The sequence below is a fragment of the Leclercia sp. GLN_9 genome (assembly GCF_043105735.1).
Classification (GTDB): domain Bacteria; phylum Pseudomonadota; class Gammaproteobacteria; order Enterobacterales; family Enterobacteriaceae; genus Enterobacter; species Enterobacter adecarboxylatus.
This window is the reverse complement of record NZ_JBICLV010000005.1, coordinates 250,448-275,349: the sequence shown is the minus strand read 5'-3', so window position 1 is coordinate 275,349 and position 24,902 is coordinate 250,448. Positions and strand designations below refer to the sequence as shown.

Sequence of the window (24,902 nt, the reverse complement as noted above, 5' to 3'; positions counted from 1 at the left end):
TGCGCCCTGCCCTTTACCCGCAGCCGATCACCGCGAAGAGTCGCAATTCAACCTCGTAACGACTGATGAACCCACTGTTGAAGGGCGCGGCGGGCGATTTTAATTCCGCCATTTTTCAGTTCAGCCGGGAGCATAAGCCAGTGTACCGGCTTCTGAAAGCGCGCCAGCTTATCGCTCACCCAGTGCGGTAGCTGGGCGATATCCGTTCCCGCTTCGCACTCGACGACCGCCACCGGCCGTTGACCAAACTCGACATCATCGAAGGGAACCACATACACCTGGTTTACCTGAGGATGGGTGCCGATCACCCGCTCCAGCTCTTCCGGCTGGATCCCCTCCCCGCCGCTGAAAAAGAGATTATCCATCCGACCCAGGATGGTCAGCCGACCGTCGCACAACGCACCGCGATCGCGGGTGGCGAACCAGCCCTGCGCATTGGTCAGCGGGAGCAATGCGCCGTCTCGCCAGTAACCCGCCGCCATACTGCGTGCCTTGATCCAGACTTCTCCCTCGACGACCTGTATCTCTCGCCCCGGCAAAGGGAAACCGACATCTGGTTCTCCGTCCGCCTCTTTGGCGCAGACTGTGGAGGCAAATTCAGTCAGACCGTAACCACAGAAGGTCCGAATGCCCTGCTCGCGTGCCTTCTCCGTCAGCGCCACAGGAATGGCCGCCCCGCCGAGAAGGACGGCTTTCAGGGCGACGCGATGCTCACCATTGATCAGGCGCCACAGTTGGGTTGGCACCAGCGAGGCGTGAGTACAGCCCTGCAATGCCTGCTCCAGCGGCTGTTTCTCACGCACGGTCAGGCGAGCACCTGCTTGCAGCCAGCGCCATAAAATGCCCTGCCCGGAGACATGAAAAAGCGGCAGCGAAAGCAGCCAATCATCGTCGCCGCTAAACGGCATGAGGGCCAGCACACCCTGCGCGCTGGCAAGGTGGGCCGAACAGGTATGTACCGCCGCTTTAGGTAACCCGGTCGAGCCGGAAGTGAGCGTCATGGAGGCCAGACGCTCTGGTTGCCATGCAACGCTGTAATGCCCCCTGTCATCGCGTAAAGCCAGCCCAGGCAGCCCGTCGAACACGCCGGTTAACACCAGCGCAAAACGCAGGGTCATTTGCGGCAATAAGACATCCAGCAGCGGACGCGGCAGCTGAGGGTTAACGGGCAGAATGCGCGCCCCGCACTGAAGCAGCGCCAGCCACGCCAGCAGGGTGTGCGGATGATTGTGGGCGAGCAGCATCACGCCGTCACCTTCCTGTACGCCCTGACGATGAAAACCCGTCGCCAGGCGATCTACACGATCGCACAGCTGTTGCCAGGTGAGCGTCTCTTCGTTCAGGCGTAGCGCAGGTTTATCAGCCTGCCGCGCGCACCAGTGCCGCCACGGCCAGTCGGAAAAACTCATAGCAGCGGCTCCAGCGCCTCGACGTCGAGTTGCGGCAGCGTACTGTCAGGCCATGAGCGGATAAGCTGAGCTTGCATCAGGTTTAGCGTGTCCAGGCCGGGGACCGTGTCTGGCGTCAGCCAGGCTGCGATACGGGCCAGCTGTGTCAGCCCAAGACTGGATTCAATGGAGGAGCTTATCACCGCCGTCAGGCCTGCCGCCTGTGCCGCAGAGACCTGCTGGCGCACTTTCTCCAGGCTGCCGGTGAGGGTCGGTTTGATCACCACGGCGCTGACACCCGGCTCGGCGACAAACGCAAAATCATCCTCGCGCAGGCTTTCATCCCAGGCGATGGCAATCCCTGTCTCCCGGGCAAACGCCAGCGAATCCGCGCGCGTTTTACAGGGTTCCTCCAGAAAGGCGATGCGATCCCGATACGCCGGGTTAACGTACTTCGCAAACTGCTGCGCTTTCAATGGAGTCCAGGCACGGTTGGCATCAAGGCGCAGACGCAGATCCGGGATGGCCTCCAGCAGCAGATTCGCCACCATGCCGTCGCGCACCGCTTCGTATAGCCCCACCTTGATCTTCGCCACTTTTTCGCCCGGCATGGCGGCGAGCACGGCAAAGAGTTCGTCAGGATCCCCGGTACAGAGCGGGGCTGCGCGATAATCGGCTTTCTGCGGCAGCGTACCGTCCAGTTCGGCCAGCGCACAGCTGATGCCAAAATCCACCGCAGGCAGACCGGGCAACTGCGGATCTGCGCCGTCGCGCCAGGCCAGGCACCAGGCCCGCAGCGAGGCGTCCGCCTCCTCCAGCGACTCGCGGCTGAAGCCCGGCAGGGGGGAGATTTCGCCCCACCCTTGCCGATCGCCCTGCTGCAGATGAACGAACAGACCGTCGCGCGTTTTTAACCGCCGTTCGCGCAGAACCACACCCGCGTCCATCGGTACCTGCCAGCGGTAGATCTGTACGCTGCGCATTACGGATTCCGTTTGTATTTGCTGAAGTCTGGCTGGCGCTTCTCGTTGAACGCGTTACGCCCTTCCTGACCCTCTTCGGTCATGTAGAACAGCATGGTGGCATTGCCCGCCAGCTCCTGCAGCCCGGCCTGACCATCGCAGTCGGCGTTCAGTGCCGCCTTCAGACAGCGTAGCGCCATCGGGCTGTTTTGCAGCATTTCACGACACCAGCGCACGGTCTCTTTTTCCAGATCGGCAATCGGCACCACGGTGTTAACCAGCCCCATGTCCAGCGCTTCCTGGGCATTGTACTGACGGCACAGGAACCAGATCTCGCGTGCTTTTTTCTGACCCACGATACGGGCCATGTAGGAGGCACCCCAGCCGCCGTCGAAGGAGCCGACTTTCGGGCCGGTCTGGCCGAAGATGGCATTTTCTGCCGCGATTGTCAGGTCGCACATCATGTGCAGCACGTGACCGCCACCGATGGAGTAGCCAGCCACCATCGCAACAACCGGTTTTGGACAGGTGCGGATCTGGCGCTGGAAGTCGAGCACGTTCAGGTGGTGCACGCCAGAGTCATCCTGGTATCCGCCGTAATCGCCGCGCACTTTCTGATCGCCGCCGGCACAGAACGCTTTTTCGCCTTCCCCGGTAAGGACAATCACGCCGATATTGTCGTCGTAACGGGCATCTGCCAGCGCCTGGATCATCTCTTTAACGGTGACCGGACGAAACGCGTTACGCACCTCGGGACGGTTGATGGTGATTTTGGCGATCCCGTCCGCCGATTTGTGGTAACGAATGTCGGTGTAACCTTCGGAGCAGTCCTGCCATTCCACCGGTGCGTAGAGCATGTTTTCATCAGGGTAGATCATAGAGTGTCCTTTATGGATAAACGGAGTATCTGAGCCAGACGCTCGGCCACCGCAACGGGATTTTCCCGATGGGCGTTATGTCCGGCATGGGAAATTTGATGGCCGATCGCGGGAAGCTCCCGGGCAATCGCCCTGAACTTGTCGTCCCGCTCGCCATACAGATAGAAAAAGGGAACTGCGCACTCAGCGAGCGCAGCCCTTAAATCGGGTTGTTCAGCCAGGGATGTCGCCTGCAACATGGCGGCCAGGGTCGCGCCGTTGTTACGGCTGCGCAGGGCTACCAGCGCCCGACGCTGCGCGTCAGTTAATGAGGCAAAGACCGGCTGTTGATACCAGTCTGCAAACACCGCCTCTAAGGGTTCATGGCGAAAACGCGCAGCCCAGTGGGCATCAGAGGCGCGACGTCTTGCCCGTTCGTCATCATCACGCAACCCCGGATGCGCCCCTTCAACAATCAATCCCTGTAGTCCATCAGGGCGCTGGCAGGCGTGATACATCGCAATGCGGCCGCCAAGGGAGTACCCCACCAGCCAGTACGTTAGTATGTTGTAACTAAGAAGAGTGCGATTCAGCAATGTATGCATGTCGCTGAAATCGTGCACCGCAACGTGCGCCGATTCGCCGTGTCCCGGCAAATCAAGATATAAGCGGGGGTAATCCTCCAGGCACGCTTCGGGCAACTGCCATTCAAGGCGATCGCCGGAAAAGCCGTGCAGGAAAACCAGCCAGGGTTTTCCTGCCGCGTCGGTGCAGTGCGTGCCTTGCAGGATCATAGATGGCTTACCTGCGCCAGCAGGTTTTGCAGCATCTGCGCGCCATCGCTGTCGTTAACCACCACTTCGATAAGCGTGGCGCGAGGTTTGCTCCACGCCGTATTCAGGGCGCTCTCCAGCTCCCCCCAGCTTGTAGGGCGCTGATAGCGGAGGCTGAACATGGCTGCCGCGTGTTCAAACTGCACGTTTTGCGGCATCAGATAGAAGCGCTCACGCTCACTCTGCGGCGTCGGCAGCAGGGAGAAAATCTGCCCGCCGTTATTGTTGATCACCAGCAGCACAAAGGGCGCCGAAGCCTGACGTAACAAGGCCAGCGCGTTCAGGTCGTACAACGCCGACAGATCGCCAACAATCGCCAGCGTCGGGCGTGCGTTGGCACGCTGGACCCCGGCTGCGGTGGAGATCAGCCCGTCAATGCCGCTGGCGCCACGGTTACTGAACACCGGATAGCCTGCCGGCAGGCGGGAAAAGGCATCAATCAGACGCACCACCAGGCTGTTGCCGACAAACAGCTGCCCCTGCTCGGGCAGATAGTGGCGAATACGGTGCGCCAGCTGCGCCTCGCCAAACGCCTCGCTGTGTTGCGCTGTCAGCTGCCAGGCCTGGCGGGAGAGTTCCGGGATCGCCGTGGCCCAGGGGCCGCGTTTTTCCGCCGGATGCAGTTCCAGCCAGTCGGCGACATTCGAGACCAGCCGACGCCCGCGATGGTGCGCCGGATCCAGCCGCCCTTCCCGCGGATCGACCAGCCAGTACTCTTCCGGCGTGCAGGTTGCCTGCCACTGCAGCAGCCGTTTCCCCGTCAGACTGCCGCCCAGCTGGACCACAATCTGCGCCTGCTCCAGTTCGGTAACGGCCTTCGCATTGCCCAGCCACAGATCCGCACACGGCAGCGGCTGCCCGGTCTGGGAGAGTACGTCGCCAATCAGCGGCCAGCCCAGGGTTTGCGCCCACTCTGCCACCTTTTTTCCTTCCGCCGCGCTCATTCTGCCCGCCAGCACCACGCCGCGTTTTTGCCGCCAGAAGAACCAGTCGCGCTGTTCAGGGCTTGAAAGCGCTGCGGGGGCGCGCAGCCAGGGTTTATCGCTCTGCCACCAGTCACCCAGCGCCTGGTGCCAGGCAAGATCGGTATCATCCATTTCGCCATACAGCGGCTCGGCAAACGGACAGTTAATGTGCAGCGCCCCCGCGCGCAATGCGCCCATGGCGTTATCCACTGTGGAGACCAGCCAGCGGGCGGGAATATCCCGGGTCGGACGCGGCAGGGATAGCGTTTCCGAGGGATGTGAGGCGAAGAGACCCGGCTGACGAATGGCCTGGTTTGCGCCACAGTCGATCAGCTCCGGGGGACGATCCGCCGTTAGCAGCACCAGCTTTTCGCCGGTCAGACCGGCTTCAATCAGAGCCGGATAGAGGTTAGCCACCGCGGTACCGGAAGTTACAATAACCGCCACCGGGGTATTACTGGCTTTGGCCAGCCCCAGCGCCAGATGCCCAAGACCGCGTTCATCAAAATGGGTGTGATGAATAAAAGCACGGTTCTCTGCGGCAGCCAGGGTCAACGGCGTTGAACGCGAGCCGGGTGCGATGCAAATGTGCCTGACGCCATGGCGGGTCAGGGCTTCAAGGATCACCGCCGCCCAGCGCCGGTTAAAGGAACTCACTGACATGGAATTGTCCGGTATCAATATTGCGACTAAGTATAAATAATAGGAAAAGATGTAATTTTGATATGAATCGGGTAAGTACGACTCAGTATTAATCCTTTAGGAGGAGAGAACGCAGTCCGGCAGCTTTATTTTCAATCTCCTGCCACTCCTGTTCAGGGTCGGAACCGCTGACGATCCCCGCCCCGGCGTACAAGCGCACGCAGGTCTCCTGCACTCTGGCCGAACGCAATGCCACGCAGAACTCGCTTTGCGCTAACGACAGATAGCCAGCGGACCCGGCATACCACTCCCGATCGAAGGGTTCATTGCGGGCGATAAAATCCCACGCATTTTGGCGCGGCAGACCGGCGACGGCGGCGGTAGGTTGCAGCCGCATCAGGCACTGTTCATCGTCCGGCTGTTGCAATGCAGTCCAGATGCAGCGGCGTAAATGCTGCACCTTACGCAAGCGCACAATTTGCGGCGGCAGCACGTCAAGCACGCCGCCATCACGTTGCAGGCGCTGACAGATATCCTCGACCACCAGCATATTTTCACGCTGATTTTTATCGTCATGCATCAGCCAGTCCCCCATGCGGGCGGCCTGGGCATCATCCGGGTGACTGGCGACCGTACCGGCCAACGCCTCGGTACGCAGCAGGGTTCCACGCCGCCGCCACAGACGTTCCGGCGACGAACCGAGAAAGGCCCGGGTAGCATCAGGGCGCATTAGAAAGTGGTAGCACTGGAAATTCACCCGACGGCTGGCGGCTATCAGAGCGACAGGGTTGACCGGCAGGTTGAAATGCAGATCCGTTGCCCGGGCCAGCACTACTTTATCGAACTCCCCGCGGGCAATGGCGTCGGTTGCGCGGGTGATTAACGTCAGCCAGCCGGATTTCTCAGGCCGGTGGGTTTCGCTCACCACCGGCTGGTTAAGCGCCTTAACGGGCTGGCTGTCCCTGAGGGAACGCAGGAATTCGTGTGCGTGTTGCGCATCGTTTTTCAGCGAGGTTGCGCTGCAAAGTATCAGGCGCAGCGTCGCGGTTCCGCCGCTGCGCTGCCACAGCAGACGCGGCAGGAACAGGTTGCCCTGGTACGGATCGAAGGCGTTAACCCCCACCACCCGAACGTCTGGGCATTGCGGATAACAGTGCAAAAAATGACGGGCATCAGAGAGAGAGGCGAAGTGTTTTGTGGCCCCCAGCGCGGCGTACTCTTCATCACCGTTACGCTGCTGCCAGTAGAACTGAGGAAAACAGTGCTGGGCATTCAGCCAGGCGAGCGGGTCAAACGCATCGTTGAGCGCAAAGGAAACATCGAGGTGATGCAGGCCAGGTACATCAGGAATATCGTCTGCTAACTGGTGGCAAAGGCCTGCCAGCGCGGTGGAAATCGAGTGCACGCGAACTTCTCCCAGCTCAAAGACCTTACATTATACGGGGTACTGGCTGGAAAAAGCAGTACCCACGATTTGGCAGGGAGAAGCGTGCGTGTAGAATTAACGGCGGGCGAGCAGCAGACCGAGCACCAGACCGGCGGCGGCACCTACTCCGATACCTTGCCACGGTTTTTCACGGACATAATCGTCCGCACGATAGACCGCTTTTTTCGCCCGATAATAGTAAGTGTCCGACGCATGGCTTACGCGCGTTTTCACGTCATGCAGTGCCTGTTCAGCACGCGCCTTTAGCTCAATGTACTTTTGATCGGCCGGATCGCCTGAAGAACGAAGGACTTCTTCCAGCGTTTCACTTAACAGCGTCAGATCATCATCAACGTGCGATTCCGAAGATTGGAAGGACATAGTTTTCTCCTTGTAGTTGCATCAGTTCGCTAACTATAGACAATCCTTGCCGATTCTGCCTGCTACGCTTGTTCTGCCTCTTTCGCCATCCCGATATGCGGAATGCCATCTTCATCGTAAATGTCCGTCACGGGCACAAAGCCAAAACGGGCATAAAACGCCTGCAAATGGGCCTGCGCGCCAAGATATAACGCTTTGTTCGGCCACTGTTTTTCGCATGAATGCAGGGTGTGCTCCATCAGCGCATATCCGAGCTTTTCGCCCCGCGCCTGCTGGCTGATAATCACCCGGCCAATCACAACGGGAGAAAAATCGTCGTCGCTTTTCAGAATCCTCGCATACGCCACCAGTTGGTTATCTTTCCAGCCGAGGATGTGCCGGTTCTCCCCCACCAGATCGTCGCCATCGATATCCTGGTAAGGACAGGTTTGTTCCACTACAAAGACTTCGCAGCGAAGCTTGAGTAGCGCGTAAAGCACGGGAACGGTCAGCTCGCTATGGTGCAGATCTTGCCACTGGATCATGGGGGTCTCCTTATCGTGTCGGTAGCCGTTATACTAATGACTTTTCGTCCCTGGCACAGAGGCTGAGTGCATTATGGAGCTGCTTTTTTTAGGAACATCTGCTGGCGTGCCGACCCGGACGCGCAACGTCACCTCAATTTTGCTGGATTTACAGCACCCGACCCGCGGTGGCTTGTGGATGTTTGACTGTGGGGAAGGCACGCAGCATCAGCTGCTCCAGACCGCAAGCCATCCCGGCAAGCTGGATAAAATCTTCATTACCCACCTGCATGGCGATCACCTTTTTGGTCTACCGGGGCTGCTGTGCAGTCGCTCGATGGCGGGCAATCTCCACCCGATGACCATTTACGGCCCGCCCGGGATCCGTGAATTTGTCGAAACCAGCCTGCGCATCAGTGGCTCCTGGACCGATTATCCGCTCGAGATTGTCGAGATAAGCGCAGGAGTGGTGTTCAGCGATGATGCCTGGACCGTGACCGCGGCCGCGCTGAATCATCCCGTGGAGTGTTACGGCTATCGCATTGAAGAGCAGGATAAACCCGGCGCCCTGGATGGCGCGGCGCTGATTGCCGCCGGAGTTCCCTTCGGCCCCCTGTTCCAGCAGCTCAAGCGCGGTGAACGCATCACGCTGGACGATGGCCGGACGATCGATGGCGCAGACTATCTCTCGCCGCCCCGCCCGGGCAAGAAACTGGCTATCTTCGGGGATACCGCCCCCTGTGAGAACGCCCTCGCGCTGGCCAGGGGCGTCGATCTGCTGGTGCATGAAGCCACCCTGGAATCGGCGATGGAGGAGAAAGCCAACAGCCGCGGCCACAGTTCAACGCGTCAGGCCGCCATGCTTGCCCGCGAAGCGCAGGTGAAAAAACTGGTGATTACCCACGTCAGCTCGCGCTATGACGCCGGGGGCTGCGCCATGCTGCTGGCCGAGTGCCGCGCCCTGTTTGCCGACAGCGAGCTTGCAGAAGATTTTGCCGTGGTGCGCGTTTAACGCTCTATTTTTCCCCGGGTCTGCCGATAACCCTTAACAGGCAGGTATTTTTCACTCGAGGGTAGAATGGATAATTTCCAGAAAGACATTGATGACAGGGCAAATCTTACTCTGTCGAACCGTTTTGAGCTGTTGCTGTTCCGTCTCGGCACATCGATGAACGAAAATAAATCTGAGCTGTTTGGCATCAACGTCTTTAAGCTTCGCGAGATTGTGCCCATGCCAGCGTTCACCAAACCGGCGGGCATGAAGTCACCCCTGATGGGGATGGTCAATATTCGTGACCAGGTGATCCCGGTTATCGACCTGGCCGCCGTGGCAGGCTGCAAACCGGCGACGGGTCTGAACATTCTGCTGATCACCGAGTATGCCCGCAGCGTGCAGGCCTTTGCCGTCGAGTCGGTCGAAAACATTATGCGACTGGACTGGAAGCAGGTGCATGCGGCTGAAACCGCCGTCAGCGGACGCTATATCACCAGTATTGCCTGCCTGGACGAGAAGACGGATACCAACGATCTGGCGATGGTGCTGGACGTTGAGCAGATCCTGTATGACATCACCCCGGCCAATCATGACCTGCACGCGACCGACCTGAAAACCACCCAATTTAATATTAAGCCGGGTGCCGTGGCGATTGTGGCGGAAGACTCCAAAGTGGCGCGTTCGATGCTGGAAAAAGGGCTGCAGGCGATGGCGATCCCGGCGCTGATGCATATCACCGGCAAAGAGGCGTGGGAGAAAATTGGCGTGCTGGCAGCGCAGGCGCAGGCAGAAGGCGTACCGATCACCGATAAGATCGCTCTGGTCCTGACCGACCTTGAGATGCCGGAGATGGACGGCTTTACCCTGACGCGCAAAATCAAAACCGACGCCATCCTGAAGGACATTCCGGTGGTGATCCACTCTTCCCTTTCCGGCAACGCCAACGAAGACCATATCCGCAAGGTGAAAGCCGATGGCTACGTGGCGAAGTTCGAGCTGAATGAGCTGTCGTCGGTGATTGAAGAGGTGCTGGAGCGCTCGACGAAGAAGATTGATGGACCGTTGATTAGTCGTAAGCAGTTGGCCTGATTTGCGTTTTTTTGCCCGGCAGTGCGTCGCTTGCACGGGCAGAGGCAGCAAATAGAAAGCATAAAAAAACCCGCTGAGGCGGGTTTTTTCGTTCAGTGCGGGCTGGTGCCCTCACCCCAGCCCTCTCCCACAAGGAGAGGGAGAAGACCATAAAAAAACCCGCCGAGGCGGGTTTTATGTTCAGTGCGGGCTGTTGCCCTCACCCCAGCCCTCTCCCACAAGGAGAGGGAGAAGACCATAAAAAAACCCGCCGAGGCGGGTTTTTGTTTTTACCTTGCTTACATCAGCGGCATCGCGTGCTGCACGATGGTGATCAGCGGCTGCGGATAGATACCGAAGATCAGTACCAGCAAGGCCGAGATCAGCACCACAATACCCCCGGCGCTGTACTGCCAGTTGCCTGGCGCATCGCGGTTGAGCTGCTGAGGTGCGCTCAGGTACAGGCTCACGGCCACGCGCAGGTAGTAGTAGAGACCAATCGCGGAGCCGATAACGACACCCGCTGTCAGCCACCACAGACCCGCCTGCACACCCACTGCCAGCACGTAGAACTTACCGATAAAGCCCAGCGTCATCGGGATACCCGCCAGAGAGAGCATCATCACGGTCATCACCGCGGACAGGATCGGACGGTGCCAGAACAGACCACGGTAGGAGAACAGTGAATCTGCGTCCGGGCCACGGTACGGGCTGGACATCAGGCTTACCACGCCGAACGCGCCGAGGCTGCTGAACAGGTAACCGGCCAGGTAGACACCTACGGTCTCCATGGACATCTGGCCGCTCTGCAGCGCAATCAGTGCCACCATCAGATAGCCCAGGTGCGAGATGGAGGAGTAACCGAGCAGACGTTTGATATTGGTCTGGCTCAGCGCCATCAGGTTACCGAAGATGATGGAGACGAAGGCAATGATACCCAGAACCACACGAACCGCTTCGCTCTCGCCTACCGGTGCGTACAGGAACAGACGCATCACCACACCGAAGATAGCGATTTTGCTCGCTGTCGCCAGGAAGGTGGAGACCGGTGCCGGAGCACCCTGGTAAACGTCTGGCGTCCACAGGTGGAACGGCACCAGAGAGAGTTTAAAGCCGAGGCCTACAATCATCATGCCCAGACCTGCCAGCAGCAGCGGCTCATGCAGCATGCCGTCGCCGAGGCTCTTGCCAAGCGCTTCGAAGGAGAGGTTACCGGACTGAGCATAGATCAGCGCAATACCGAACAGCAGGAAGGACGAAGCAGCAGCAGACAGGATCGTATACTTGATACTCGCTTCCAGAGAGCGCTTCTGACGGAAGGCATAACCAATCAGGCCGAACAGCGGCAGAGAGATCAGCTCAATACCGAGGAACAGCGCCGCCAGATGGTTTGCGTTCGCCAGCAGAATACCACCCAGGGCGGCAATCAGAACCAGCAGGTAAAACTCTTCTCTGTTGTCGTTGTAGCCTTCCAGCCACGGGTACGCAAAGGTACAGGTTGCCAGGCTGGCTAACAGCACCAGCCCGGTGTACAGCATGGCGAAGCCGTCAACGCGCATCAGCGGAGTGACATCCATCGCACCCGCCTGGCCAACAAACCAGAGGGAGACTAACGCAGCGTTCAGACCCAGAACCGCCAGGGTGGCATTCAGGAAGTGATTGCGTCGCCACGCAATGGAGAGCATCACAACCACCACCGTCAATCCGACGATCAGCAGCGGTAGCAGCGCAATCAGTTGTTGTGGAGTTATTGTCATGGCGATTTACGGCCTTGTAGTAGAAGCAGAATTAACAAACCACTGCTGGATGTTGCCCATCGCGGAGTGCGAGGTATCCAGAATCGGCTGCGGATAGAAGCCCAGCAGCACCAGCAGTACGACCAGCAGCAGGATGATGAACAGCTCGCGCAGCGACATCCCCGGCAGCTCTTTGGCAGCGATTTCACTCTTCGCTTTACCGAAGTAAGCGCGGTGCAGCATCGCCAGTGAGTAAACCGAAGCGAACACCAGACCGAAGGTCGAAATCACGGTGATCATCGGCACCACTTTGAAGCTGCCGAACAGGATCATGAATTCGCCAACAAAGTTACCGGTACCCGGCATCCCGAGGGTGGCAACAGCGAAGAACATCGACATCGCTGGCAGCCATTTCATTTTGCCCCACAAACCGCCCATCTGACGCATGTCACGGGTGTGTAGACGTTCGTAAAGCTGGCCGCACAGGATGAAGAGGCCGGCTGCGGACAGACCGTGCGCAATCATCTGGATCACCGCGCCCTGGTACGCCAGCTGGCTGCCGGTGTAGATAGCAATCAGCACGAAGCCCATGTGGGAAACGGAGGTATAGGCGATCAGACGTTTGATGTCGTACTGCGTGAAGGCCATCCACGCGCCGTAGAAGATACCGATCACGCCGAGCCACATGGCAATTGGCGCGAACTCTGCGGAGGCGTTCGGGAACAGCGGCAGAGCGAAACGCAGCAGACCGTAGGCCGCGGTTTTCAGCAAGATGCCCGCCAGGTCAACGGAACCCGCCGTTGGTGCCTGGGAGTGCGCATCCGGCAGCCAGCCGTGCAGTGGAACCACCGGCATTTTCACCGCAAACGCGATAAAGAAGCCCAGCATCAGCAGGTATTCAACACCGTGTGACATCGGGGTCTTCAGCAGGTCCTGATAGTTGAAGGTCCAGACGCCGGTCGCGTTGTAATGCACGAACACCAGCGCCAGGATGGCAATCAACATCACCAGACCACTCGCCTGGGTGTAAATGAAGAACTTGGTTGCCGCCGTGATACGCGTTTTACCGTCGGACGCCTTATGGCCCCACAGCGCGATCAGGAAGTACATCGGCACCAGCATCATTTCCCAGAAGAAGAAGAACAGGAACATGTCGATGGCAAGGAACACGCCGATAACGCCGCCCAGGATCCACATCAGGTTCAGGTGGAAGAAGCCCTGATATTTTTCGATTTCTCGCCAGGAGCACAGGACCGCCAGAACGCCGAGCAGACCGGTCAGCACCACCATCAGCAGCGACAGACCATCAATCGCCAGGTGAATGGTAATACCGAAACGCGGGATCCACGGCAGAATGAATTCAGACTGCCACTGCGGAATGCCCGCAGACTGGGTCAGAGAATAGCCGCCCTGCAACCAGAGTTGCAGGCCAAGCGCAAGCGTCAATCCCATGGTGATCAGCGCAATCCAGCGCGGCATCTTCACGCCAAAGCGTTCGGTCTGCCAGCACAGGAAGCCGCCGATGAAGGGAATTAATATTAGCCAGGGTAGTAACATGGCGATTTGCATTCCTTTTTAAGGCCCCCAGCAGGGGCCTGATTTTCAACGAATTCGAATAAATTCACTTAACGATCAACGCAACACCATCAGCAGCGCCAGCACCACAACCGCACCGATGCTCATGGACGCCACATACCAGCGCAGATACCCGTTCTCGCTGAACAGCAGGCCTTTACCTGCAAAGCGGGAGAGGATCGCCGGAGTGTTCATCAGTGAGTTCAGCGGATCGCGTTTAATCAGCCACGCAATGCCGAGGAATGGTTTCACGAAGATCATGTCGTACAGCCAGTCGAAGCCCCACGCGTTGTACCACCAGGTGCCCAGCAGACGGCCCGGCGCACTGTTGGCAACGGCAGTCACCAGCGTACGTTTGCCCAGCCACAGCCATGCAGCAATCAGGATGCCCGCGATAGCGACCACACCGGAGGTGATTTCAAGCGTCAGAACGCGACCGTGCTCAAGCTCGGTGGTGTCCGGCAGTACGCCCTGCAGCGGTGGCACAATCATCGCGCCAACGAAGGTGGACAGCACCAGCAGCACAATCAGCGGCAGGTGGTGGGTGATCCCCTTCCCTGCGTGAGCGTGAATTTGTTCTTTACCGTGGAAGACGATGAAAATCATACGGAAGGTATACAGAGAGGTCATGAATGCACCGACCAGACCCGCAACCATCAGATTGATATGACCATTTGCCATGGCGCCCGCAAGGATTTCGTCCTTACTGAAGAAGCCCGCGGTGATCAGCGGCAGTGCCGCCAGCGCCGCGCCACCTACCAGGAAGCAGACGTAAACCAGCGGAATGGATTTGCGCAGACCGCCCATCTTGAAGATGTTCTGCTCGTGGTGGCAGGCAAGGATCACCGAACCAGACGAGAGGAACAGCAGCGCTTTAAAGAACGCGTGCGTCATCAGATGGAAAATCGCCGCATCCCACGCCTGTACGCCCAGCGCCAGGAACATGTAGCCAATCTGGCTCATGGTGGAGTAAGCGAGAACGCGTTTGATGTCGGTTTGCACCAGCGCGGCAAAGCCTGCCAGCACCAGCGTCACTGCACCGACGATACCGACCAGGTGCAGAATTTCCGGGGTCATCAGGAACAGACCGTGGGTACGCGCAATCAGGTAAACACCAGCGGTAACCATGGTCGCGGCGTGGATCAGCGCGGAGACAGGGGTTGGACCCGCCATCGCGTCGGCCAGCCATGTTTGCAGAGGCAGCTGTGCGGATTTACCCACAGCACCACCCAGCAGCATCAGCGTTGCCCACCACAGCATGTTGTTGCCTGCTTCGAAGTGCGCTGGCGCCAGCTCCACCATTTCGCGGAAGTTCAGCGTGCCCAGTTCGTTGTAGAGAATGAACAGCGCGAAGGCGAGGAAGACGTCACCCACACGGGTCACGACGAACGCTTTCATGGCTGCTGCGCCATTCTTCGGATCGGTGTAGTAGAAACCGATCAGCAGGTAAGAGCAGAGACCCACGCCTTCCCAGCCGAGATACATCAGCAGCAGGTTATCGGCCAGCACCAGAACGACCATGCTGGCGATAAACAGGTTGGTGTAGGCGAAGAAGCGGGAGTAACCCTCTTCACCGCGCATATACCAGGAGGCGAACATGTGGATCAGGAAGCCCACGCCGGTCACCACGGAGAGCATGGTCAGGGAGAGACCATCCAGCACCAGGTTGAAACCGATGTTGAAATCACCGACCGACATCCAGGTCCACAGCGGCACGCTGTGAGGCTGACGTCCGTTACTGAAGAAGTCGATACCCGCATACGCTGTAACCAGCGCAGCCAGACCAATAGAGCCAATGCCAACGGTAGCAGACAGATTCTCAGACCAGCGGCCGCGAGAAAATGCCAGCAGCAGGAAGCCAATCAGCGGAAAAATAATGGTTAAGGCAAGCATGTTCATCCACGCAACTCACTTACTGAATCGATGTTCAGGTTCTGGCGGCGACGGTGGAGCTGCAGTAACAGCGCCAGGCCAATACTCGCTTCGGCAGCCGCAAGGCTGATGGCGAGAATGTACATCACCTGACCATCGGTCTGGCCCCAGTAGCTCCCGGCGACCACGAAGGCCAGCGCGGCAGCGTTGATCATGATCTCCAGGCCAATCAGCATAAACAGCAGATTGCGGCGGATAACCAGACCGGTTAAGCCCAGCACGAATAAAATCGCTGCGAGGATCAGTCCATGTTGTAAAGGAATCATGCGCGTTCCTCCGTTTTTCTTTTCGCGCTGTCGTCCTTGCGGTTGCTCAGCACTTCACCACTACGCTCTTCGCGGCCCACGTGGAACGCGACAACCAGACCTGCCAGCAGCAGCATCGAGGCCAGTTCAACCGCCAGTACGTATGGCCCAAACAGGGTGATACCCACTGCTTTGGCGCTGATTGGCGTACCGTCGATACCCTGGTCGTTGACACCCAGAATGGCGTAGACGATCACCGCCAGCATGATGGCCGACAGAATTGCCGGACCAATCCACACCTGCGGTTTCAGCCACTGACGTTCCTGTTCGATTTCCGAGCCGCCCAGGTTCAGCATCATCACCACGAAGACGAACAGAACCATAATGGCACCGGCGTAAACGATGATCTCAAGCGCACCCGCAAAGTGTGCGCCCAGCGCAAAGAACACCCCGGAAATGGCCAGCAGCGAAATGATTAAATAGAGCAGCGCATGCACCGGGTTGGTGTGCGTAATCACTCGCAGCGTAGCCAGGATGGCGATCAGGCCACAGATATAAAAAGCGAATTCCATTGCCCCTCTCCTTACGGTAACAGGCTCTTGACGTCGATAGGCTTGGCTTCGTTCTCTGCTTCGCCCTTATCTTTGCCGTCGATTGCCATACCCGCCATCCGGTAGAAGTTATATTCCGGGTATTTGCCCGGACCGGAAATCAGCAGATCCTCTTTTTCGTACACCAGGTCCTGACGCTTGTATTCGCCCAGCTCGAAGTCCGGGGTCAACTGAATCGCCGTGGTCGGGCACGCTTCTTCGCACAGACCGCAGAAGATGCAGCGTGAGAAGTTGATGCGGAAGAACTCCGGGTACCAGCGACCGTCTACCGTCTCGGCTTTTTGCAGAGAGATACAGCCTACCGGACAGGCTACCGCACACAGGTTACAGGCAACGCAGCGCTCTGAGCCGTCTGGATCGCGCGTCAGCACGATACGGCCACGGTAGCGCGGCGGCAGATATACCGGCTCTTCCGGGTACATCCGGGTTTCGCGTTTGGCAAACGCGTGCAGGCCGATCATCCAGATACTGCGTACCTGGGTGCCGAAACCTACCAATAATTCTTTCAAGGTCATGGTCTAAAGCCCCTTATGGCTGCTGCCAGAGAATGACAGCCGCCGTTACCAACAAGTTGACGAGCGTCAGCGGCAGGCACACTTTCCAGCCGAAGGACATTACCTGGTCATAACGCGGACGCGGTAACGCTGCGCGAATCAAAATGAACATCATCATGAAGAACGCGGTTTTCAGCGCGAACCAGATGAACGGCGGTAAGAACGGGCCATGCCAGCCACCAAAGAACAGCGTTACCATCAACGCGGAAATGGTGACGATACCGATGTACTCGCCCACGAAGAACAGACCGAACTTCATACCGGAATATTCAATGTGGTAACCGTCGGCCAGTTCCTGTTCGGCTTCTGGCTGGTCAAACGGGTGACGGTGACACACCGCCACGCCCGCGATAGCAAAGGTAACAAACCCAAAGAACTGCGGGATCACGTTCCAGATATCGGCCTGGTTGTTGACGATGTCGGTCATGTTGAATGAACCGGCCTGCGCCACCACGCCCATCAGGGAAAGACCCAGGAACACTTCGTAGCTCAGGGTCTGCGCAGACGCACGCATCGCACCCAGCAGGGAGTATTTGTTGTTACTGGACCAGCCGGCGAACAGCACCGCGTAGACCGCAAGGCCTGCCATCATCAGGAAGAACAGGATCCCGATGTTCAGATCCGCCACAACCCAGGTCGGGCTAACCGGAACGATAGCAAACGCCAGCAGCAGCGAGGTAAAGGCGATCATTGGTGCCAGAGTAAAGATCACGCGATCCGAGAAGCGCGGAACCCAGTCCTCTTTAAAGAACATCTTGATCATGTCCGCGACCAGCTGGAGTGAACCACCCCAGCCCACGCGGTTCGGTCCGTAACGGTTCTGGAACAGACCGAGCAGACGACGTTCACCGAAGCTCATGAACGCGCCGCAGGTGACGACCACCAGCAAAATAACAACCGCTTTCAGGATGTTCAGCAGGATGTCGATAAGATCAGGCGTTAACCAACTCATGCTTTTGCCTCCTGCAGGTTATCAAGACGCGCGCCCGCCAGCACTGGCGCGATGCCAGGCATACCCATTGGCAGACCCACCTGCCCTGCTGTCAGACCTTCAGAGATAATCAGCGGCAGGCTGATTGTCTGGCCTTCGTAGCTAAAGCTGATGTTAGCGCCTGCGTTCACGCCAAGCTTCGCGGCATCTGCCGGGTTGAGCTTGATGTACGGCTGCGGCATACGGGTCTGGAAGACCGGGGAACGCTGAGACAATTCGTCGCTACCGAACAGATGGTAGTACGGCGCAATACGCCAGTTACCCTCTTCCGCCTGGAAGCTTGCCGGAACGGTAGAGAAGAACGCCAGACCGGTTTCGGAGGCTTCAATCAGGCGCACGCCCGGATCGCCGTGACGCAGAGAACCGCCCACTTCAGCCTGGAACTTGTTCCATGCCTGTGGGGAGTTCCAGCCTGGCGCCCATGCGAACGGGATCTGCGAACGCGGAGCAGACGGCTGGTTGTTCCCTTCCATTGAGAAGGCGAACATGGTGTCTTTATCCTGCGGCTGACGCGGTTCGTGCACGCTGATGTTGGCGCGCATGGCGGTACGGCCGCTGTAGCGGTGCGGTTCACGCGCCAGTTTCTGGCCGCGAATACGGAAGCTTGCTTCCGGCGCCGCATCTTTAATGCCAGCCAGCTGCGGCAGTTGTGCCACGGCGGCGTCGATCACGTGGTCGAGCTGGGTCCAGTCCACTTCACGGCTCAGCACGGTGCTGTGCAGGGAGTGCAGCCAGCGCCAGCTTTCCAGCATCACAATGCTGTTGTCGTAGTACGCCGGGTCATAAACCTGGAAGAAGCGCTGGGCACGGCCTTCGTTGTTCACAACGGTACCGTCGCTTTCTGCGAAGCTTGCTGCAGAGAGCACCAGATGCGCTTTGTCCATGATCGCCGTGCGCTGATGGTCGATAACCATCACCAGCGGCGCTTTAGACAGGGCAGCGTCCACGCGGGCAGCAGAAGCATGACGATGGAGGTCGTTTTCCAGCACCACGACAGCGTCTGCAGCACCGGATTCCAGTTCGCTTAACGCCTCTTCCAGCGAGCCGCCGCCGATCATGCCCAGACCGATGCTGTTTACCGCACGGGCGATCATGGTCACGCCAACGTCAGCACCGCGACCTTTCAGGGCTTTAGCCACGTTGGCCGCCGCTTCAATGATCTCTGTGCTACCGGCGTTAGTACCGGAAATAATCAGGGGCTTTTTCGCACCGGCCAACGCCTGCACAATCACGTCAACCTTGTTCTGCAGATCGCGATCCAGGCCTTCAACGGCCGGGGCGCTGTTGTCCAGCGCGTGAGCGATAGCAAAGCCAAGACGCGCCTGATCTTCAACCGGGGCACGGTAGGTCCAGGCCGCGATGTCGTCCAGACGGGTGTTGTCGACGTTAGTGACAAACAGCGGATGCTTGGCGCGCTGACCGATGTTGAGGATCGCCGCGATCTGCCAGTCAGCCACTTTCTGGGCCGCTGCCATTTCACGTGCTTTACCCTTCACCGCCTGACGAACCGCCAGGGCAGCGCGCGCACCGGTCTGGGTTAAATCTTCACCCAATACCAGAACCGCATCATAAGATTCGATTTCGCGCAGCGCAGGGGTATGAATACCGCCTTCACGCAGCACTTTTAGCACCAGTTGCAGACGTTCCTGCTCGCCCTTAGCGATACCGGTGTAAAAGTTTTCCGCGCCTACCAGTTCACGCAGCGCGAAGTTGCTTTCGATGCTGGCGCGCGGGGAGCCGATACCGATCACTTTCTTCGACTGGCGCAGAATATCTGCCGCGCCCTGCATCGCCTGTTCGGCGTTCAGCGTGATCACGTCATCGCCACGGCGCTGAACCGGCTGACGCGGACGGTCTTTCAGGTTCACATAGCCATAGCCGAAACGACCACGGTCGCAGAGGAAGTAGTGGTTAACGGTACCGTTGTAGCGGTTTTCGATACGACGCAGTTCACCGTAACGTTCACCCGGGCTGGTGTTACAGCCGAGGGAGCACTGCTGGCAGATGCTCGGCGCAAACTGCATGTCCCACTTACGGTTGTAACGCTCGGAGTGCGTTTTATCCGTGAAGACGCCGGTCGGACAGATTTCGACCAGGTTACCGGAGAATTCGCTCTCCAGTACGCCGTCTTCCGGGCGACCAAAGTAGACGTTGTCGTGTGCGCCATACACGCCCAGATCTTCGCCGTCTGCGTAGTCTTTGTAGTAACGCACGCAGCGGTAGCAGGCGATGCAGCGGTTCATTTCGTGAGAGATGAACGGCCCCAGATCCTGGTTGCGGTGGGTACGTTTGGTGAAACGGTAACGACGGAAGCTGTGCCCGGTCATCACGGTCATATCCTGAAGGTGGCAGTTACCGCCCTCTTCACACACCGGACAATCGTGCGGGTGGTTGGTCATCAACCACTCCACCACGCTTTCGCGGAACTGTTTGGCTTCCGCGTCGTCGATAGAAATAAAGGTACCTTCGGCGGCTGGCGTCATACAGGACATCACCAGGCGACCACGCGTGTCTTCCGCGTTTTGATATTGCTTCACCGCACACTGGCGGCAAGCACCGACGCTCCCCAGCGCCGGATGCCAGCAAAAATACGGAATATCAAGGCCGAGGGACAGACAAGCTTCCAGCAGGTTGTCCGCGCCATTGACCTCGTATTCTTTGCCGTCTACATGAATCGTAGCCATTAGCATGCTTCCAGTTGGCTCGGTATAAACCGAGCGTTAATCAAAATTCTTCTTATCACCCTCACCCTACCCCTCTCCCTGAAGGAGAGGATATAGCCCGGTTTTCTCCCTCTCCCTTGAGGGAGAGAGCCGGCTTGAGGGGGAATTACCAGCGCGCTTTCAGCAGGTTCGGCTGAATACCATTGATTGAATGGGTATTGCTGAACGGCTGCTTGATGCCTGCTTCGAATTCGTCGCGGAAATATTTAATCGCGCTCTGTAGGGGTTCAACCGCACCTGGCGCATGCGCACAGAAGGTTTTACCTGGACCCAGGAATCGACACAGTTGCTCAAGTGTCTCGATATCACCAGGCTGGCCTTCGCCACGCTCGATAGCACGCAGGATCTTAACGCTCCACGGCAGACCATCACGGCACGGGGTACACCAGCCGCAGGACTCACGGGCGAAGAACTCTTCCAGGTTACGCACCAGCGATACCATGCCGATCTCGTGGTCGACGGCCATCGCCAGCGCCGTACCCAGACGGCTGCCTGCTTTACCAATGCTTTCGAATTCCATCGGCAGGTCAAGGTGGGCTTCGGTCAGGAAGTCTGTTCCTGCCCCACCTGGCTGCCAGGCTTTGAATTTCAGGCCATCACGCATGCCGCCGGCGTAGTCTTCAAGAATTTCACGTGCGGTGGTGCCAAACGGCAGTTCCCAGACGCCCGGATTCTTCACGCGACCGGAGAAGCCCATCAGCTTGGTACCGGCATCTTTACTTGAAGAGATGCCCTGATACCACTCCACGCCATTAGCAAGGATAGCCGGGACGTTGCACAGGGTTTCGACGTTGTTTACACAGGTCGGTTTACCCCACACGCCGGAGCTTGCCGGGAACGGTGGCTTGGAACGTGGGTTAGCACGGCGGCCTTCAAGGGAGTTAATCAGTGCGGTCTCTTCACCACAGATATAACGCCCTGCCCCGGTGTGCACGAACAGCTCAAAGTCAAAACCGGTGCCGAGAATGTTTTTGCCCAGCAGGCCCGCTTCGGTGGCTTCAGCGATCGCGCGACGCAGGTTCTCTGCCGCTTCGATGTACTCACCGCGCAGGAAGATGTAGCCGCGGTAGGCTTTCAATGCGAACGCGGAGATCAGCATGCCTTCCACTAGCAGGTGCGGCAGCTGCTCCATCAGCAGACGGTCTTTATAAGTCCCTGGCTCCATTTCATCGGCGTTACACAGCAGGTAACGGATGTTCATGGATTCGTCTTTCGGCATCAGGCTCCACTTCAGACCGGTGGAAAAGCCTGCGCCGCCACGCCCTTTCAGGCCAGCGTCTTTTACTGCATTGACGATCTCATCAGGCGCCATACCGCCCAGGGCTTTGCGCGCCCCGGCGTAACCGTTTTTGCTTTGGTATTCTTCAAGCCATACCGGCTGTTTGTCATCGCGCAGACGCCAGGTCAGCGGATGAGTCTCAGCAGTACGAATTACAGTTTTCATTTGTACTGCTCCAGCAGGTCAGGAATGGCTTCCGGCGTCAGATGGCTGTGAGTATCCTCATCAATCATCATGGTCGGCCCCTTGTCGCAGTTACCCAGGCAGCAGGTTGGCAGCAGCGTAAAGCGACCATCAAATGTGGTCTGCCCCGGCTTGATATCGAGCTTTTTCTCGATAGCGGCCTGAATGCCCTGATAACCGGTGATGTGACAAACAACGCTGTCACAATAGCGGATCACATGGCGGCCAACTGGCTGGCGGAAGATCTGGCTATAGAAGGTGGCTACGCCTTCTACGTCGCTTGCCGGGATCCCCAGTACTTTTGCGATCTCATAGATCGCGCCATCCGGCACCCAACCACGCTGTTTCTGTACGATTTTCAGCGCTTCAATGGACGCCGCACGCGGGTCTTCGTAGTGGTGCATCTCGTGCTCAATGGCGGCACGCTCTGCTTCACTCAGCTCAAAAGCCTCGGTTTGTGGTTGTTGATTCTCGTGCATAATTAGCGGTCCACATCTGACATAACAAAATCGATACTACCCAGATACACAATCAGGTCGGAGACCAGACTGCCGCGAATGGCGGCCGGGATCTGCTGCAGGTGCGCGAAGCTTGGCGTACGCACACGGGTACGGTAGCTCATGGTGCTGCCGTCGCTGGTCAGGTAGTAACTGTTGATACCCTTGGTCGCTTCGATCATCTGGAAGGATTCTTGCGCCGGCATGACCGGACCCCAGGAAACCTGCAGGAAGTGCGTGATCAGGGTTTCGATATGCTGCAGCGTGCGCTCTTTCGGTGGCGGCGTGGTCAGCGGGTGATCCGCCTTGAACGGGCCTTCCGGCATGTTGTTGAGGCACTGCTCAAGAATGCGCAGGCTCTGGCGCAGCTCTTCCACTTTCAGCATCACACGGGTGTAGCAGTCGGAAACACCGCCGCCAACCGGGACTTCAAAGTCGAAGTTCTCGTAGCCAGAGTAAGGACGGGCTTTACGCACGTCGAAATCAATACCGGTGGCACGCAGACCTGCACCTGTTGTCCCCCACTCCAGCGCCTCTTTCGCGCCGTAGGCAGCAACGCCCTTCGAACGACCAATCAGAATGGTGTTACGCAGTGCGGCTTTCTCATACGACGCCAGACGTTTCGGCATCCAGTCGAGGAATTCACGCAGCAGACGATCCCAGCCGCGCGGCAGATCGTGTGCTACACCGCCGATACGGAACCAGGCCGGGTGCATACGGAAACCGGTAATCGCTTCTACCAGATCGTAGATTTTCTGACGATCGGTAAAGGCGAAGAAGACCGGGGTCATTGCGCCGACGTCCTGAATGAACGTGGAGATGTACAGCAGGTGGCTGTTAATACGGAACAGTTCTGACAGCATCACGCGAATCACGTTAACGCGATCCGGGGTGGTGATCCCTGCCAGTTTCTCAACGGCCAGCACGTAAGGCATTTCGTTTACGCAGCCGCCGAGGTATTCGATACGGTCGGTATACGGAATGTAGCTGTGCCAGGATTGACGCTCGCCCATCTTCTCAGCACCACGGTGGTGGTAACCGATATCAGGCACGCAGTCGACGATCTCTTCGCCATCAAGCTGAAGAATAATACGGAACGCACCGTGCGCAGACGGGTGGTTTGGACCGAGGTTGAGGAACATGAAGTCCTCGTTGTCGGTACCGCGCTTCATGCCCCAGTCTTCCGGCTTGAAAGTCAGCGCTTCCATCTCCAGATCCTGTTTGGCTTTGGTCAGCTCAAACGGGTCGAATTCGGTGGCGCGCGCCGGATAGTCTTTACGCAGCGGATGACCCGTCCAGGTTGGCGGCATCATGATGCGCGTCAGGTGCGGGTGGCCGTCGAAGGTCATGCCGAACATTTCCCAGGTTTCACGCTCATACCAGTTGGCGTTCGGGAAAAGTTTTGTGATGGTCGGCAGATGCATGTCGTTTTCAGACAATGCCACCTTGAGCATGATATCCGTGTTGCGGTCTATTGAGATCAGGTGGTAGAAAACGGAAAAATCCGCCGCGGGTAAACCCTGGCGGTGAGTACGCAGACGTTCGTCCATGCCGTGTAAGTCAAACAGCATAACGTACGGTTTAGGCAGTTTCTTGAGGAAATCAACCACTTCCAGTAACTGTTCACGCTTCACCCAAACAACGGGTACCCCGGTGCGGGTGGCCTGAACAGTAAAGGCATCCGGCCCAAAACGGTTGCGCAGTTCGCCAATGACCGGGTCATCCAGATGATCCCGTGTTTGCCAGGCGGCGTCTTGCGCGGTTAAGTCGGTCATAGTGTTCACCATTGCAAAAGGTCCGTGGTGACTGTCGGGCGTGGCTTCGCGCTATTTGAATAGTGATATGCGAAGGTTATCTCCATGCCCACAGGCGCAAATTAAATTTCGTCTGGTGTACGCAGATTGGTCACTGCAATACGTTCGCCGCGTTTACGCTCGCGCTCGGACTGCATGTTAGCGCGGTATACACCCTGGTCGCCCACGACCCAGGAGAGCGGACGGCGTTCTTTGCCAATCGACTCCTGCAACAGCATCAGCGCCTGCATATAGGCTTCTGGACGCGGTGGGCAGCCCGGGATGTAAACGTCCACCGGGATGAACTTATCTACGCCTTGCACGACAGAATAAATGTCGTACATACCGCCAGAGTTTGCACAAGCACCCATGGAGATAACCCATTTTGGCTCGAGCATCTGGTCGTACAGACGCTGAATGACCGGCGCCATTTTGGTAAAGCAGGTCCCCGCCACCACCATCAGGTCAGCCTGACGCGGAGAGGCACGGAGTACTTCTGCACCAAAACGCGCAACGTCATGCACCGCAGTGAATGACGTCACCATTTCAACGTAGCAGCAAGAAAGGCCAAAGTTGTAAGGCCAGATGGAGTTTTTACGACCCCAGTTGACCATATCGTGCATGGCATTTTCGAGCTTGCCCATGTACACGCTTTTATTGACTTCTTGCTCCAGGGGGTCGGTTACGATCTCCTGTTTTTGCAGGGGGTAACGGTCATTCTCACCGTTAGGATCTATGCGGGTGAGCGTATAATCCATCTTATT

General features: G+C 58.0%; 22 protein-coding genes. 2 read left to right on the top strand and 20 right to left on the bottom strand.

The window, feature by feature from the left end; genetic code table 11:
* Window positions 1–47: 47 nt before the first annotated feature.
* The 8 genes from menE to ACF8PE_RS03660 all read right to left on the bottom strand — a co-directional run bounded on the left by menE (window position 48) and on the right by ACF8PE_RS03660 (window position 7,978).
* Window positions 48–1,409, bottom strand: coding sequence for an o-succinylbenzoate--CoA ligase (gene menE, locus ACF8PE_RS03695; protein WP_392494610.1), 1,362 nt, complete (start codon window positions 1,407–1,409; stop codon window positions 48–50).
* Entirely contained in the window at window positions 1,406–2,371 is a 966-nt protein-coding gene (menC, locus tag ACF8PE_RS03690; protein ID WP_392494609.1) for an o-succinylbenzoate synthase, read from the bottom strand. The genes menE and menC overlap by 4 nt, the downstream gene beginning before the upstream one ends.
* Window positions 2,371–3,228 carry a 1,4-dihydroxy-2-naphthoyl-CoA synthase gene (menB, locus tag ACF8PE_RS03685; protein WP_032612745.1) on the bottom strand — a complete coding sequence of 286 codons (858 nt, stop codon included), beginning with the start codon at window positions 3,226–3,228 and terminating at the stop codon, window positions 2,371–2,373. The genes menC and menB overlap by 1 nt, the downstream gene beginning before the upstream one ends.
* Window positions 3,225–4,001, bottom strand: coding sequence for a 2-succinyl-6-hydroxy-2,4-cyclohexadiene-1-carboxylate synthase (gene menH / locus ACF8PE_RS03680; RefSeq protein WP_392494608.1), 777 nt, complete (start codon window positions 3,999–4,001; stop codon window positions 3,225–3,227). The genes menB and menH overlap by 4 nt, the downstream gene beginning before the upstream one ends.
* On the bottom strand, window positions 3,998–5,668 hold the full coding sequence (menD, locus tag ACF8PE_RS03675) for a 2-succinyl-5-enolpyruvyl-6-hydroxy-3-cyclohexene-1-carboxylic-acid synthase (RefSeq protein WP_392494607.1): 1,671 nt from the start codon (window positions 5,666–5,668) through the stop codon (window positions 3,998–4,000). Before menD ends, menH begins: the two co-directional genes overlap by 4 nt.
* Before the next feature lie 88 nt (window positions 5,669–5,756).
* The gene (menF, locus tag ACF8PE_RS03670) at window positions 5,757–7,052 is read right to left on the bottom strand and encodes an isochorismate synthase MenF (RefSeq protein ID WP_077227423.1); all 1,296 of its coding nucleotides are present in this window, start codon (window positions 7,050–7,052) and stop codon (window positions 5,757–5,759) included.
* Between the two features lie 96 nt (window positions 7,053–7,148).
* Window positions 7,149–7,454, bottom strand: a complete 306-nt coding sequence (elaB, locus tag ACF8PE_RS03665; protein ID WP_032612753.1) for a stress response protein ElaB — start codon at window positions 7,452–7,454, stop codon at window positions 7,149–7,151.
* Window positions 7,455–7,516: 62 nt separating this feature from the next.
* Window positions 7,517–7,978, bottom strand: coding sequence for a GNAT family N-acetyltransferase (locus ACF8PE_RS03660; protein WP_103792203.1), 462 nt, complete (start codon window positions 7,976–7,978; stop codon window positions 7,517–7,519).
* A 73-nt stretch (window positions 7,979–8,051) separates the two neighbouring features.
* On the opposite strand from ACF8PE_RS03660, the gene rnz reads away from it, so the two are divergent.
* Together rnz and ACF8PE_RS03650 are read left to right on the top strand one after the other, a co-directional pair.
* Window positions 8,052–8,969: a ribonuclease Z gene (rnz, locus tag ACF8PE_RS03655; RefSeq protein WP_155167090.1), complete on the top strand. Its 918-nt coding sequence runs from the start codon at window positions 8,052–8,054 to the stop codon at window positions 8,967–8,969.
* A gap of 66 nt (window positions 8,970–9,035) precedes the next feature.
* On the top strand, window positions 9,036–10,040 hold the full coding sequence (locus ACF8PE_RS03650; protein ID WP_059307475.1) for a chemotaxis protein: 1,005 nt from the start codon (window positions 9,036–9,038) through the stop codon (window positions 10,038–10,040).
* Between the two features lie 278 nt (window positions 10,041–10,318).
* Here ACF8PE_RS03650 and nuoN read toward each other — a convergent pair whose 3' ends face one another.
* The 12 genes from nuoN to nuoB all read right to left on the bottom strand — a co-directional run bounded on the left by nuoN (window position 10,319) and on the right by nuoB (window position 24,896).
* Window positions 10,319–11,776, bottom strand: a complete 1,458-nt coding sequence (gene nuoN, locus ACF8PE_RS03645; protein WP_032612766.1) for an NADH-quinone oxidoreductase subunit NuoN — start codon at window positions 11,774–11,776, stop codon at window positions 10,319–10,321.
* A 6-nt stretch (window positions 11,777–11,782) separates the two neighbouring features.
* Window positions 11,783–13,312 (bottom strand): NADH-quinone oxidoreductase subunit M, encoded by a 1,530-nt coding sequence (gene nuoM, locus ACF8PE_RS03640; RefSeq protein WP_032612768.1) that lies wholly within the window; start codon window positions 13,310–13,312, stop codon window positions 11,783–11,785.
* A gap of 75 nt (window positions 13,313–13,387) precedes the next feature.
* Window positions 13,388–15,229, bottom strand: a complete 1,842-nt coding sequence (gene nuoL / locus ACF8PE_RS03635) for an NADH-quinone oxidoreductase subunit L (RefSeq protein ID WP_059307474.1) — start codon at window positions 15,227–15,229, stop codon at window positions 13,388–13,390.
* Entirely contained in the window at window positions 15,226–15,528 is a 303-nt protein-coding gene (gene nuoK, locus ACF8PE_RS03630) for an NADH-quinone oxidoreductase subunit NuoK (protein WP_032612773.1), read from the bottom strand. Before nuoK ends, nuoL begins: the two co-directional genes overlap by 4 nt.
* Window positions 15,525–16,079, bottom strand: coding sequence for an NADH-quinone oxidoreductase subunit J (gene nuoJ / locus ACF8PE_RS03625; RefSeq protein WP_032612775.1), 555 nt, complete (start codon window positions 16,077–16,079; stop codon window positions 15,525–15,527). Before nuoJ ends, nuoK begins: the two co-directional genes overlap by 4 nt.
* Window positions 16,080–16,090: 11 nt before the next feature.
* Window positions 16,091–16,633, bottom strand: coding sequence for an NADH-quinone oxidoreductase subunit NuoI (gene nuoI / locus ACF8PE_RS03620; RefSeq protein ID WP_003861491.1), 543 nt, complete (start codon window positions 16,631–16,633; stop codon window positions 16,091–16,093).
* Window positions 16,634–16,646: 13 nt separating this feature from the next.
* Entirely contained in the window at window positions 16,647–17,624 is a 978-nt protein-coding gene (gene nuoH / locus ACF8PE_RS03615) for an NADH-quinone oxidoreductase subunit NuoH (RefSeq protein WP_032612777.1), read from the bottom strand.
* The gene (gene nuoG, locus ACF8PE_RS03610; RefSeq protein ID WP_032612779.1) at window positions 17,621–20,347 is read right to left on the bottom strand and encodes an NADH-quinone oxidoreductase subunit NuoG; all 2,727 of its coding nucleotides are present in this window, start codon (window positions 20,345–20,347) and stop codon (window positions 17,621–17,623) included. The genes nuoH and nuoG overlap by 4 nt, the downstream gene beginning before the upstream one ends.
* A gap of 145 nt (window positions 20,348–20,492) precedes the next feature.
* Window positions 20,493–21,830, bottom strand: coding sequence for an NADH-quinone oxidoreductase subunit NuoF (nuoF, locus tag ACF8PE_RS03605; protein WP_032612781.1), 1,338 nt, complete (start codon window positions 21,828–21,830; stop codon window positions 20,493–20,495).
* Window positions 21,827–22,327 carry an NADH-quinone oxidoreductase subunit NuoE gene (gene nuoE / locus ACF8PE_RS03600; RefSeq protein ID WP_014071107.1) on the bottom strand — a complete coding sequence of 167 codons (501 nt, stop codon included), beginning with the start codon at window positions 22,325–22,327 and terminating at the stop codon, window positions 21,827–21,829. The genes nuoF and nuoE overlap by 4 nt, the downstream gene beginning before the upstream one ends.
* A 2-nt stretch (window positions 22,328–22,329) precedes the next feature.
* Window positions 22,330–24,132 (bottom strand): NADH-quinone oxidoreductase subunit C/D, encoded by a 1,803-nt coding sequence (gene nuoC, locus ACF8PE_RS03595; RefSeq protein WP_072250777.1) that lies wholly within the window; start codon window positions 24,130–24,132, stop codon window positions 22,330–22,332.
* Window positions 24,133–24,221: 89 nt separating this feature from the next.
* Complete coding sequence (gene nuoB / locus ACF8PE_RS03590) at window positions 24,222–24,896, bottom strand: NADH-quinone oxidoreductase subunit NuoB (protein WP_032612787.1); 675 nt, start codon at window positions 24,894–24,896, stop codon at window positions 24,222–24,224.
* Window positions 24,897–24,902 lie beyond the last annotated feature (6 nt).

What these genes read in the sequence shown, in the direction of transcription:
- rnz (WP_155167090.1), top strand. Translation starts at nt 8,052, where the DNA reads ATGGAGCTGCTTTTTTTAGGAACATCTGCTGGCGTGCCGACCCGGACG.
- menE (WP_392494610.1), bottom strand. Translation starts at nt 1,409, where the DNA reads ATGAGTTTTTCCGACTGGCCGTGGCGGCACTGGTGCGCGCGGCAGGCT.
- nuoM (WP_032612768.1), bottom strand. Translation starts at nt 13,312, where the DNA reads ATGTTACTACCCTGGCTAATATTAATTCCCTTCATCGGCGGCTTCCTG.
- nuoG (WP_032612779.1), bottom strand. Translation starts at nt 20,347, where the DNA reads ATGGCTACGATTCATGTAGACGGCAAAGAATACGAGGTCAATGGCGCG.
- nuoB (WP_032612787.1), bottom strand. Translation starts at nt 24,896, where the DNA reads ATGGATTATACGCTCACCCGCATAGATCCTAACGGTGAGAATGACCGT.
- menC (WP_392494609.1), bottom strand. Translation starts at nt 2,371, where the DNA reads ATGCGCAGCGTACAGATCTACCGCTGGCAGGTACCGATGGACGCGGGT.
- nuoN (WP_032612766.1), bottom strand. Translation starts at nt 11,776, where the DNA reads ATGACAATAACTCCACAACAACTGATTGCGCTGCTACCGCTGCTGATC.
- menB (WP_032612745.1), bottom strand. Translation starts at nt 3,228, where the DNA reads ATGATCTACCCTGATGAAAACATGCTCTACGCACCGGTGGAATGGCAG.
- ACF8PE_RS03660 (WP_103792203.1), bottom strand. Translation starts at nt 7,978, where the DNA reads ATGATCCAGTGGCAAGATCTGCACCATAGCGAGCTGACCGTTCCCGTG.
- nuoC (WP_072250777.1), bottom strand. Translation starts at nt 24,132, where the DNA reads ATGGTGAACACTATGACCGACTTAACCGCGCAAGACGCCGCCTGGCAA.
- ACF8PE_RS03650 (WP_059307475.1), top strand. Translation starts at nt 9,036, where the DNA reads ATGGATAATTTCCAGAAAGACATTGATGACAGGGCAAATCTTACTCTG.
- menD (WP_392494607.1), bottom strand. Translation starts at nt 5,668, where the DNA reads ATGTCAGTGAGTTCCTTTAACCGGCGCTGGGCGGCGGTGATCCTTGAA.
- nuoE (WP_014071107.1), bottom strand. Translation starts at nt 22,327, where the DNA reads ATGCACGAGAATCAACAACCACAAACCGAGGCTTTTGAGCTGAGTGAA.
- nuoF (WP_032612781.1), bottom strand. Translation starts at nt 21,830, where the DNA reads ATGAAAACTGTAATTCGTACTGCTGAGACTCATCCGCTGACCTGGCGT.
- elaB (WP_032612753.1), bottom strand. Translation starts at nt 7,454, where the DNA reads ATGTCCTTCCAATCTTCGGAATCGCACGTTGATGATGATCTGACGCTG.
- nuoL (WP_059307474.1), bottom strand. Translation starts at nt 15,229, where the DNA reads ATGAACATGCTTGCCTTAACCATTATTTTTCCGCTGATTGGCTTCCTG.
- menH (WP_392494608.1), bottom strand. Translation starts at nt 4,001, where the DNA reads ATGATCCTGCAAGGCACGCACTGCACCGACGCGGCAGGAAAACCCTGG.
- nuoJ (WP_032612775.1), bottom strand. Translation starts at nt 16,079, where the DNA reads ATGGAATTCGCTTTTTATATCTGTGGCCTGATCGCCATCCTGGCTACG.
- nuoK (WP_032612773.1), bottom strand. Translation starts at nt 15,528, where the DNA reads ATGATTCCTTTACAACATGGACTGATCCTCGCAGCGATTTTATTCGTG.
- nuoH (WP_032612777.1), bottom strand. Translation starts at nt 17,624, where the DNA reads ATGAGTTGGTTAACGCCTGATCTTATCGACATCCTGCTGAACATCCTG.
- nuoI (WP_003861491.1), bottom strand. Translation starts at nt 16,633, where the DNA reads ATGACCTTGAAAGAATTATTGGTAGGTTTCGGCACCCAGGTACGCAGT.